The sequence below is a fragment of the Nocardiopsis halotolerans DSM 44410 genome, assembly GCF_000341065.1.
GTDB lineage: Bacteria > Actinomycetota > Actinomycetes > Streptosporangiales > Streptosporangiaceae > Nocardiopsis > Nocardiopsis halotolerans.
This window is the reverse complement of sequence record NZ_ANAX01000085.1, coordinates 52,000-61,916: the sequence shown is the minus strand read 5'-3', so window position 1 is coordinate 61,916 and position 9,917 is coordinate 52,000. Positions and strand designations below refer to the sequence as shown.

General features: G+C 70.3%; 9 protein-coding genes. 8 read left to right on the top strand and 1 reads right to left on the bottom strand.

The genetic code is table 11. The features are described from left to right. Nucleotides 1-162 precede the first annotated feature (162 nt). The 8 genes from D455_RS35845 (at nt 163) to D455_RS0106825 (ending at nt 8,703) form a co-directional block, all read left to right on the top strand. Nucleotides 163-1,500, top strand: coding sequence for a DUF2786 domain-containing protein (locus D455_RS35845; RefSeq protein WP_017570013.1), 1,338 nt, complete (start codon nt 163-165; stop codon nt 1,498-1,500). 126 nt (nt 1,501-1,626) lie between these two features. Continuing rightward, entirely contained in the window at nt 1,627-2,808 is a 1,182-nt protein-coding gene (locus D455_RS0106855) for a Gfo/Idh/MocA family protein (protein ID WP_017570012.1), read from the top strand. Between the two features lie 610 nt (nt 2,809-3,418). Continuing rightward, nucleotides 3,419-5,032, top strand: coding sequence for an aa3-type cytochrome oxidase subunit I (gene ctaD, locus D455_RS0106850; protein WP_017570011.1), 1,614 nt, complete (start codon nt 3,419-3,421; stop codon nt 5,030-5,032). A 107-nt stretch (nt 5,033-5,139) separates the two neighbouring features. Then, on the top strand, nt 5,140-5,514 hold the full coding sequence (locus D455_RS29500) for a hypothetical protein (RefSeq protein WP_152487019.1): 375 nt from the start codon (nt 5,140-5,142) through the stop codon (nt 5,512-5,514). 147 nt (nt 5,515-5,661) lie between these two features. After that, nucleotides 5,662-6,288: a biotin transporter BioY gene (locus D455_RS0106840; protein ID WP_017570009.1), complete on the top strand. Its 627-nt coding sequence runs from the start codon at nt 5,662-5,664 to the stop codon at nt 6,286-6,288. Next, the gene (locus D455_RS0106835; RefSeq protein ID WP_017570008.1) at nt 6,288-6,968 is read left to right on the top strand and encodes an energy-coupling factor ABC transporter ATP-binding protein; all 681 of its coding nucleotides are present in this window, start codon (nt 6,288-6,290) and stop codon (nt 6,966-6,968) included. Before D455_RS0106840 ends, D455_RS0106835 begins: the two co-directional genes overlap by 1 nt. Next, on the top strand, nt 6,965-7,579 hold the full coding sequence (locus tag D455_RS0106830) for an energy-coupling factor transporter transmembrane component T family protein (protein WP_017570007.1): 615 nt from the start codon (nt 6,965-6,967) through the stop codon (nt 7,577-7,579). Before D455_RS0106835 ends, D455_RS0106830 begins: the two co-directional genes overlap by 4 nt. Nucleotides 7,580-7,728: 149 nt before the next feature. After that, nucleotides 7,729-8,703, top strand: a complete 975-nt coding sequence (locus D455_RS0106825) for a serine hydrolase (protein WP_017570006.1) — start codon at nt 7,729-7,731, stop codon at nt 8,701-8,703. A gap of 191 nt (nt 8,704-8,894) precedes the next feature. Here D455_RS0106825 and fabG read toward each other — a convergent pair whose 3' ends face one another. Continuing rightward, nucleotides 8,895-9,653 (bottom strand): 3-oxoacyl-ACP reductase FabG, encoded by a 759-nt coding sequence (gene fabG, locus D455_RS0106820; protein WP_026122389.1) that lies wholly within the window; start codon nt 9,651-9,653, stop codon nt 8,895-8,897. Between the last annotated feature and the right edge of the window lie 264 nt (nt 9,654-9,917).

The window sequence follows — 9,917 nt, the reverse complement described above, 5'->3', positions numbered from 1 at the left end:
CCTGCCTGTGCCCATCAACCGCATCCGCCGAGGCGGACACGGCTGACGGCACGCCGGGGACGGCGTTCGGCGGCCGTGCGTCACTTGTCCACAACCCTCCGCGCCGACGGCCCGACTTTGCCATCCTGGACACGGACACCGCCGTGGGAAGGGAACCGGCACGTGGGCAGGGCCAACCAGCAACGACGCCGAGCCAAGCAGAAGAAGGCACGCGAGCAACAGCGCCGCCGCGACGCGCGGGGGTTCGGGCAGTATTCCGGAGGAGACCGGGAACTGGTCCTCGCCCTGATCGACCAGGCCGTGCACGCCCTCCACCACGGTCGGCACGGCGCGGAGTCGGAGCCCCTCACGATCCTGGCCGGCCAGGAACCGCCCTCGTGGCGGCGGACGGTGGACCGGACCCTGTTCTCCGTACTCGAGGACGCCGTCGGTCACGCCTGGCACCGGGGATGGCAGCCCGCCGAGCTGGTCCGGGAGGCGCGCCGCGAGAACGGCAGGCGCGCGGCGGCCCTGGTCACCGACGTCGTGGTCGCCGAGAACCGGCGCCATGCGGCGGCCGGAGTGGCCGAGGACTGGGCGCGGCAGGTCCGCGAGCTCGGAGAACCCTGGTGGGGAACCGACGCCGACCACGCGGACCTGTTCGCGCAACGCCACGGGCTCGGGCGCGACACCTGCGTCGAGACGGCCCTGCGCGTGCTCGCCCTTCTGCACGGCCTTCCCGCGCTCCAGGTGTTCCTGCCCCTACCGGGGACGGCCCGGACCACGCCGACCGGGGACGGGGCCGGGGCGGATCCGGCCAAGCTCGCACGGATCCGCGGTCTGCTCGCCAAGGCGGAGGCCACCGAGTTCCCGGAGGAGGCCGAGGCGCTCACCAGCCGGGCCCAGCAGATGATGGCCCGCCACAGCATCGACCACGCGGCGCTGGTCGCGGAGACGGGCACCGTCTCCGAGGTCGGAGGGCGCCGTCTGCCCGTGGACGCCCCCTACGAGCACCACAAGGCGACCCTGCTCAACGTCGTGGCGCAGGCCAACAACTGCCGGTCGGTGTGGCACGACAGGTTGGGCATGTGCACGGTGATGGGGTTCCCCGACGAGGTCAACATGGTGGAGTTGCTGTTCACCTCCCTGTTGGTCCAGGCCACCAGGGCGATGCAGCGGGCCGGATCCACCCGTGACGCGCACGGGCGGTCCACGACGCGTTCCTTCCGCAGTTCCTTCCTGGCCTCCTTCGCCACGCGGATCGGCGAGCGGCTCAGCCGGTCGGCGGACTCCGAGGAGGAGAGGGCGGTGCGGGAGTACGCCGAGGAGGGCACGGACCTGCTGCCGGTGCTGGCGTCACGGGTCGAGAAGGTGGAGGAGGCGGTGTCCGAGGTCTTCCCCGAACTGGAGACGACCCGGCTCAGCGGTGCGTCCAACGCGCGGGGCTGGGAGGCGGGGCGCGCCGCCGCCGACGCCGCCACCCTGCACACGGGCGAGCGGCTCGAAACCGGCGGCCCCTGAGCCCCGGCTTCCGCGTCGGGTGGGTGGACCTACCCTCGCAGGGGCGCCTTCGCCGGTGCGGTCCCCGCTGACGGAGTCCGGACGCGAAGGCGCGAGGAGATCGGCCGACCCGGAGGAGGACGCACGATGAGCCGTGGCGAGCGAGACGCCCCCGGAAACGGTCACACGGTCGCGATCGTCGGGTGCGGGAGCATGGGGGAACGCCACGCCAGGGCGATCATCGCGACCGACCACCTGGAACCGCGTCTGCGCGCCACCCACCTCTGCGACAGGGACACCGCCCGTGCGGACCGCGTCGCCGCCCTCTTCGCCCAGGCGGGCCTTCCGCGTCCCTCGGTCACCGCGCGAGCCGAGGACCTGTTCGCCGACGAGGGACTCGACTCCGTCATCGTCGTGCTTCCCACGGCGGCGCACCACGAGGTCTGCGTCCGGGCGCTGCGGTCCGGAAAGCACGTCCTGGTCGAGAAACCGCTGGCCCTCAACCTGGAACAGGCCTCGGCGATGGTCGGCGCCGCCGAGCGGGGCGGCCGCGTGCTGTCCGTGGCGGAGAACTACCGGCGCGTGGGCGCCAACCGCGCCCTGCGCGGTCTGCTGGACCGGTCGGGCGACGTCGTCTCCATGTCCACCGACATCGTGTGTTCCCTGGGCCGCGACACACGGCACAACGCCGCCGACTGGTACGGCGACCCCGACATCGCCGGGGCCTACCTCGCCCACGAGATGGGTGCCCACGAGATGGACCTCGTCCGTTTTCTTCTCGGAGAGGTCGAATCCGTCTACTGCGTCCCCGGTTTCCCGCCGCACGAGGACTCACGCGACCCGCGACGGGCCAACGGCCTGTTCGCGCTGCTTCGATGTGTGTCCGGCGCGGTCGTGCAGATGAACCTGCGGTCCCGCGACGACGAGTCGCCGGGTGGAAGCAGGAGGATCGTCCTGGAGGACGGCCACGTCCTCAGCGGGGCGTGGGAGGTGTGGGACGGTTGGCACCGGGCCCGGGACGGCGTGCGCACCACCACGGACGAGGTGCTCGCCGCCCACACGGACACGGCGGAAAGCGGTACTGACGCGGCCGCCCCCGCACACCAACCGCTTCGGCCGCTCTTCGCCAGGGACGACGTCGCGCGCAGCGGGACCGCGTCCGCCGTCCACGAGTTCGCCCAGGCCGTCGCCGGTACGGGCACCCCCGAGATCGACGGCGTGGACGGGGCGCGCACCCTCGCCCTCTGCGAGTCCCTGATTCTCTCCGCCCGCACCGGAGTCCCCGTCTTTCCCGAGGACCTCCTACACGACGCCGGAATCCGGCTCTGATCGTCCGTGGCCGGGAACACCGTCTCCGGCCACGACCGTCATGATCTACTGCTTACTGCTGGTCAGTGCACGGGTCCAACCCCAGGAGCCGCGCGGCCTGGGCCTCGGCGGCAGCCTCGGCTCCGTGTGCCACCGCCGCGCCTGAGCCGGGACCACCGTTACCGGCCTGTTCGGCCGCACCCTCCCGATCACTGGGGCCGTCCATGTCTGCGTCGGGACGCCGTGCAGGGTGCCATGCGCGTTTCCGGCCCCGCCGCCGTTCCCCTCACCCTCCCGGTCTTCCTCCGGCACGCACCCTCCATTCTGTCTGGATTGGTGGATTCGTGCTGAAATAGCCGCCCATGGTCGTCATGAATGGTGGGGAGAAGAAAAGCAGAGAAACGCTCAATAAGTGTTCCACCCGAAAGCGGGATAGGGTGCCGTGTTCGAGCGGGAGGTCTCTGTCCTGCGCTAACGTGTTTTTCTGGTGCCGGAGAGAGAATCCGTGGCAACACGGGTTCGGTGAAGTGGTCGCTGCCGGTCTCCGGTGGCCCTGAGTTGTGCGCACGGGGGAGTGGAAATCGTGACAGACACGTCAGCGGTGCAGGAGAATTCCAAGCGAAAGGGGTCGATGGTCGTCGCGTGGGCGACGTCCACCGACCACAAGATCATCGGGTACATGTACATCATCACCGCGTTCGCCTTCTTCGTCATCGGCGGCGTCATGGCGGTGCTCATCCGGTCGGAGCTGTTCTCTCCGGGCACGCAGATCGTCTCCAACGAGCAGTTCAACCAGCTGTTCACCATGCACGGCACGATCATGCTGCTGCTCTTCGCGACCCCGCTGTTCATCGGCTTCGGCAACATCATCATGCCGTTGCAGATCGGCGCGCCCGACGTGGCGTTCCCGCGGATGAACCTGTTCAGCTACTACCTGTTCCTGTTCGGTGGGCTGATCGTCGTCAGCGGGTTCCTCACCCCGGGCGGCGCGGCCGGCTTCGGCTGGTTCGCCTACACGCCGCTCTCGGACGCGGTCCGCTCGCCGGGCCTGGGCGGCGACCTGTGGATCATGGGTCTGGTCGCCTCGGGTCTGGGCACGATCCTGGGCGGCGTCAACTTCATCACCACCGCCCTGTGCATGCGCGCGCCCGGCATGACGATGTTCCGCATGCCGATCTTCACCTGGAACATCATCCTCACCAGCGTCCTGGTGCTCATCGCGTTCCCGGTCCTGACCGCGGCCCTGATCGCCCTGGGCGCCGACCGCATGATCGGCACCCACGTCTACGCGCCCGAGCACGGCGGCGCCATCCTGTGGCAGCACCTGTTCTGGTTCTTCGGCCACCCCGAGGTCTACATCATCGCGCTGCCGTTCTTCGGTATCGCGACCGAGATCCTGCCGGTGTTCAGCCGCAAGCCGATCTTCGGGTACAAGGGCCTGGTGGCGGCGACCATCGCCATCACCGGTCTGTCGGTGACGGTGTGGGCGCACCACATGTTCCCCACGGGCGCGGTCCTGCTGCCGTTCTTCTCCTTCATGAGCTTCCTCATCGCGGTGCCGACCGGCGTGAAGTTCTTCAACTGGATCGGCACGATGTGGCGGGGCCAGATCACCTTCGATACGCCGATGCTGTTCGCCATCGGGTTCCTGGTGACCTTCCTCTTCGGCGGTCTGACCGGTGTGCTGCTGGCCTCCCCGCCGCTCGACTTCCACGTCACCGACTCCTACTTCGTGGTGGCCCACTTCCACTACGTGGTGTTCGGCACCGTGGTGTTCGCCATGTTTGCGGGCTTCTACTTCTGGTGGCCCAAGTTCACCGGCAGGATGCTCAACGAGAAGCTGGGCAAGTTCCACTTCTGGCTGCTGTTCCTGGGCTTCCACGGCACGTTCCTGGTCCAGCACTGGCTGGGTGCCGCGGGCTTCCCGCGCCGCTACGCGGACTACCTGCCCACGGACGGCTTCACCGGGCTGAACCAGATCTCCTCGGTCTCCTCGTTCGTGCTGGCGGCCTCCACGCTGATCTTCTTCTGGAACATCTACGTCACCGCGAAGAAGGCTCCGCTGGTTACCGTGGACGACCCGTGGGGGTACGGCTGCTCGCTGGAGTGGGCGACCTCCTGCCCGCCGCCGCGACACAACTTCGTCTCCATGCCGCGCATCCGGTCCGAGCGTCCCGCGTTCGACCTGAACCACCCGCACGCCGCGACTCCGGGCGCGGTTCCGGCGGGCGCCGCGAAGGAGTAGGGCCCGATGGCGAGGACGCAGGTCTTTGATCTCGTGCGCGAGCCCAGCGGCCGGGGCGGCCGAACGGCACCGGGGGCGGGTCAGTTCCGGGTCGGGGGTGCGTGACCGTGGGTACCTCCCCCGACGACGACGCGCGGCGGCGGCCCCCGGCCGTCCACCTCGGTGTGGTGTCCACCGCCCTCGCGGCCGCGGCCGCGCTCATGATGCTGTGGACCTGGACGGAGCACACCGCCTTCGCCGTGGTCGCGTACTGCACGGCGGCCGGTGTGTTCGCGGCGGGGTTCCTCGTGCGGGCCGGAGCGGGATGTACCGAGCTGATCGGCGGTCCCCTGGACGGTGTGCGGATCCGGTCGACCGAGGCCAGGCACCTACGGGAACGGGGCGCGGTCCTGGCCGTCCCCGGCGGGGGCCGGGCGCGCTACGGTCCCGACGGATCCGGACGTCTGGTCTACCAGGGGCCCGTCGAGGAGGGCGACGGCTGAACACCGTCCTTCAGCCGTGTGACCCGGCTCTCAGGCGAACCCCTACAACACCGGTGCGCGGGGAACTGTGCGCCCCGACCTCCCGGGCCGACACTGGCATAACGGACAATGGGCGGGAACTCCGTCGACTCCCCGAGGGGACCTCCCATGCCCACGACCAGGAACGAGCTCCGCCACAAGGGGCTGACCGCCCGCGATCTCGCGCTCATCGCCGTGTTCGCCGGGCTCATCGCCGCGCTCAGCGTCACCGTCGCCATCCCGCTGCCGTTCTCTCCCGTGCCGATCACCCTCCAGACCCTGGGCATCATGCTCGCCCCCAGCCTCCTGGGCTGGAAGCGCGGCACCCTCGCCGTCGTCGCCTTCCTCGTCCTCGGCCTGGCCGGGCTCCCGCTCTTCGCCGGCGGCATGGGCGGCGTCGGCGTCCTGGCCAGGCCGTCGGCCGGGTTCATCGTCAGCTGGACCTTCGCGGCGCTGGTCATCGGCCTGCTCACCGACCTCATGGTCCGGAACGGCCGTTACCGCCTCTGGCAGGGCCTGCTCATCAACACCGTCGGCGGCATCCTCGTCATCTACGCGATCGGCGTCCCCTGGATGGCGGTCGTCACCGGGAGCGGCGTCCTGGCCACCACCTACTCCATGCTGGCCTTCCTGCCGGGCGACCTGGTCAAGGCCGTCGTCACCGCGATCATCGCCAGCACGGTCTACCGCGCCTACCCCATCCCGCCCGCGGGTCACCCGGTCATCGAGACCACGACCGGCCGCGGAGCCGCCTGATGCCGCGCCTGGAGGGTGTCTCCCACTCCTTCGACGACCGCGCCGTGCTGCGCGACGTCACCCTCGACCTCGCCGAACACCGCATCGGCGTGATCGGGGCGAACGGATCGGGCAAGTCCACGCTCGCCCGCACCCTCAACGGCCTCGTCATCCCCGACGAGGGCCGGGTGACGCTGGGGGAGTGGGACACCCGGCGCCACGCCAAACACATCAGACGCAGGGTCGGCTTCGTCTTCTCCGACGCCGCCAACCAGATCATCATGCCGACCGTCGCCGAGGACGTGGAGATCGGCCTGCGCTCCCTCAGGCTCGGCCGCGAGGAGACCGCGCGCCGGGTCGACGCGGCCCTGGTCCGCTACGGGCTCGACGGCCACCGCGACCACCCCGGACACCTGCTCTCCGGAGGGCAGAAGCAACTCCTGGCCCTGGCGTCGGTACTGGTCACCGAGCCCGAGGTGCTGGTCTGCGACGAGCCCACCACCCTGCTGGACCTGCGCAACACCCGCATGGTGCACCGCACCCTCGACGGCCTGGACCAGCAGGTCATCCTGTTCACGCACGACCTCGACCTGCTCGACGGCTTCGACCGGGTCCTGGTCATGGACGCGGGCCGAGTGGTCTTCGACGGCGCCCCCCGCGACGCCGTGTCCCACTACACCAAGCTCATGGACGACCGATGAGCACCGTCGGCCTCTACGTCCCCGGTACGGGATTCCTGCACCGGATTCCGGCCGCCGCCAAGCTCCTCGCGTTGCTGCTGGTCGGCGTCGGCCTCATCATCGCGGCCGACCCCCGGATCGCGGTCGGCGCCCTGGTCGCCGCACTCGTGCTCCATCCCGTGGCGGGCCTGTCCCCGTGGCGGGCCTGGTCGGCGCTGCGCGCGCTGTGGCCGTTCCTGCTGGCCATCGGCCTGTTCCAGGTCCTGTTCGGCGAATGGCAGACGGGCCTGCGCCTGTGCGCGCAGCTGACCGCGCTCGTCCTGTTCGCCAACCTCGTCACGCTCACCACCCGCGTACGCGAGATGCTCGACCTCTTCGAACGCATGGCCCGGCCGCTCCGGCACGTGGGCGCCAACCCCGACCGGATCGCCCTGGTCCTGGCCCTCACCGTCCGCTCCATCCCGATGGCCGCGTCGGCGTGGCGGGCGGCCCGCGAGGGTTACCGCGCGCGGGGCCTGTCCGGCCGTCCCCATCTGCTCGTGGTTCCGGTCATCGTCCAGTTGCTGCGGATGGCCGACGCGACGGGAGAGGCCCTGATCGCCCGGGGCGTCGACGAGGACACCCGGCGCTGAGGTCCCCCTCACGGATCGTGTGTGACCAGAGGGACAGAATGGTGGAATTCGGTACCGATTGGGTATCGAGTAGCCGAATGTGCGACATATGGGGGGATAATTACCGCACAGCCCCTCTGTGAGAAGCCTGTCAGCGAACCGGTGATAGCGTGCCCCGGCATCCCCCCGCCGACATCCGAGCCCGGTCCATGGCCATCGTGGCGGTCCTCCTGGCCGTGGTCATGGCCTTCGCCCTGCCCGGTGCCACCTCGGCCGCGGCGGGACCGGCCTCCGTGCCGGAGCCCGCGCTGCTCCGTGCCCTGCTCTCCGAGGAGGCCTTCCCCCTGGTGCCCTTCGCCCCCCGTACCGGGCCAGCCACCGGCGGCGAGGGCCTCACCACGGCCCAGCGCGAGGAGCTCACCACGCGGATCGAGGCGTTCTCCGAGGAGCACCGGGCCGACTTCGCGATCGCCGTGCAGGACCTGCGCACCGGCGCCACCTTCAGCTACCACGCGCACCAGCGGTTCCCCATGGCGAGCGCGGCCAAGCTGACCATCCTCACCATGCTGCTGCTGCGTGCCGAGGAGGAGGGCCGCGAACTCACCGCGGCGGAGAGGGCCCAGGCCGCCGTGATGATCCGCCACAGCGACAACGACGTCACCAACGGCCTGTACGCGCGCATGGGGTTCACCGAGGGCTTTCGCGAGGGTGCCGAAACCCTGGGGTTCACCGGCACCGACCCGCATCCCCGGGGCGTGTGGGGCGCCACCACGACCACCGCCTCCGACCAGGTACGGCTGTTGCGTGCCCTGTACTGCGACGGGAGCCCGCTGTCGGAGGAGGACCGCGCCTACGTGCGCGGGCTGATGGAGTCCGTCGCTCCCGGACAGGTCTGGGGGGTCTCCGCCAGCGCCGACCCCGCCGACACCGTCGGCCTCAAGAACGGGTGGGTGCCACGCGAGAGGAACGGCGGCCTGTGGACCGTCAACAGCGTGGGCTACGTGGCCGGGGTCGAACGCGAGTACCTCATCGCGGTCCTCTCCGACGGCAACCCCGGCTACGTCGCGGGGGTCACCCTGGTGGAGGACCTGGTGTCCACGGTCACCGAGGCGATGGAGGACCCCTCCGACGTCCTCGCCCACTGACCGCCCCGCGCCGCCCACGCCGTCCCTCCGGCCACGGTGCGCGCGGCCGGAGGGACGGGGAGACCGGGTGCCACACCGGAGACGGTTCCGGCCAACCGCTGACGGGCTGGCCGGATACGTTAACCGGTGTGGCCGCAGTGGCCAGACCCCGCCGCGAACGGGGAGGACCGGTGCACCCTTCCGGTCAACCGCTAGTCCAGCGGCCCGCCGGCGACGTAGAGGACCTGGCCGGACACGAACCCGGCGTCCTCCCCGGTGAGGAAGGCGACCGCGTTGGCGATGTCCTCGGGGACACCCACCCGGCGTACCGGGATCTCGGCCTCCTTGAAGGCCTTCATGTCGTCGTACTTGACGCCGATGCGCTCGGCGGTCGCCCGGGTCATGGCGGTCTCGATGAACCCGGGCGCGACCGCGTTGCAGGTCACGCCGAACTTGCCCAGCTCGATCGCCAGGGTCTTGGTGAACCCCTGGAGACCCGCCTTGGCCGCGGAGTAGTTGGCCTGGCCCCGGTTGCCCAGCGCCGAGGAGCTGGACAGGTTGACGATGCGGCCCCAGCCGTTCTTGGTCATGTGCGCCTGGGCGGCCCTACTCATCAGGAACGCGCCCCGCAGGTGCACGTTCATCACGGTGTCCCAGTCCTCCGTCGACATCTTGAACAGCAGGTTGTCACGCAGGACACCGGCGTTGTTCACCAGGATCGCGGGCGGGCCGAGCCGCTCGGCGACGGTGTCGACGGCGGCGGTCACCTGGTCGGGGTCGGACACGTCGCAGCCCACGGCCAGGGCCGTGCCGCCCGCGGCGGTGACGCGGTCCACGACCTCCTGGGCGTCGGACTCCCTCAGGTCCAGCACGGCGACGGCCCGGCCCTCACGTGCCAGGCGCTCAGCCGTGGCCGCACCGATCCCACGGGCCGCACCGGTCACGATGGCCACACGGGGCGTTGGGGACATGGTGTTACCTCCAGAATTCATGTGGTGGGCGCGGGGAAATCCTATCCACATGCCAACCGGTCGGTAGGTGCCTGGGGGTGCTCTCACCACGGGGGAGAGCCGAGGGTGGACGGTCATGTGCCGACCCGCTTTACGGGTTGGCCGAAGTCGTCTCCGTGTTTGCCTGCACATCGTGGGGGCTTGGCCTACGATTGCCTGCAAGACCAAGATGCACGTGCATTCGGACCGTGCAGCGGCACGCGCCCGCCCCGCACGCGGGCACGA

Coding starts and splice junctions, on each gene's coding strand:
- D455_RS0106855 (WP_017570012.1), top strand. CDS start 1,627: ATGAGCCGTGGCGAGCGAGACGCCCCCGGAAACGGTCACACGGTCGCG.
- ctaD (WP_017570011.1), top strand. CDS start 3,419: ATGGTCGTCGCGTGGGCGACGTCCACCGACCACAAGATCATCGGGTAC.
- fabG (WP_026122389.1), bottom strand. CDS start 9,653: ATGTCCCCAACGCCCCGTGTGGCCATCGTGACCGGTGCGGCCCGTGGG.
- D455_RS0106830 (WP_017570007.1), top strand. CDS start 6,965: ATGAGCACCGTCGGCCTCTACGTCCCCGGTACGGGATTCCTGCACCGG.
- D455_RS0106840 (WP_017570009.1), top strand. CDS start 5,662: ATGCCCACGACCAGGAACGAGCTCCGCCACAAGGGGCTGACCGCCCGC.
- D455_RS0106835 (WP_017570008.1), top strand. CDS start 6,288: ATGCCGCGCCTGGAGGGTGTCTCCCACTCCTTCGACGACCGCGCCGTG.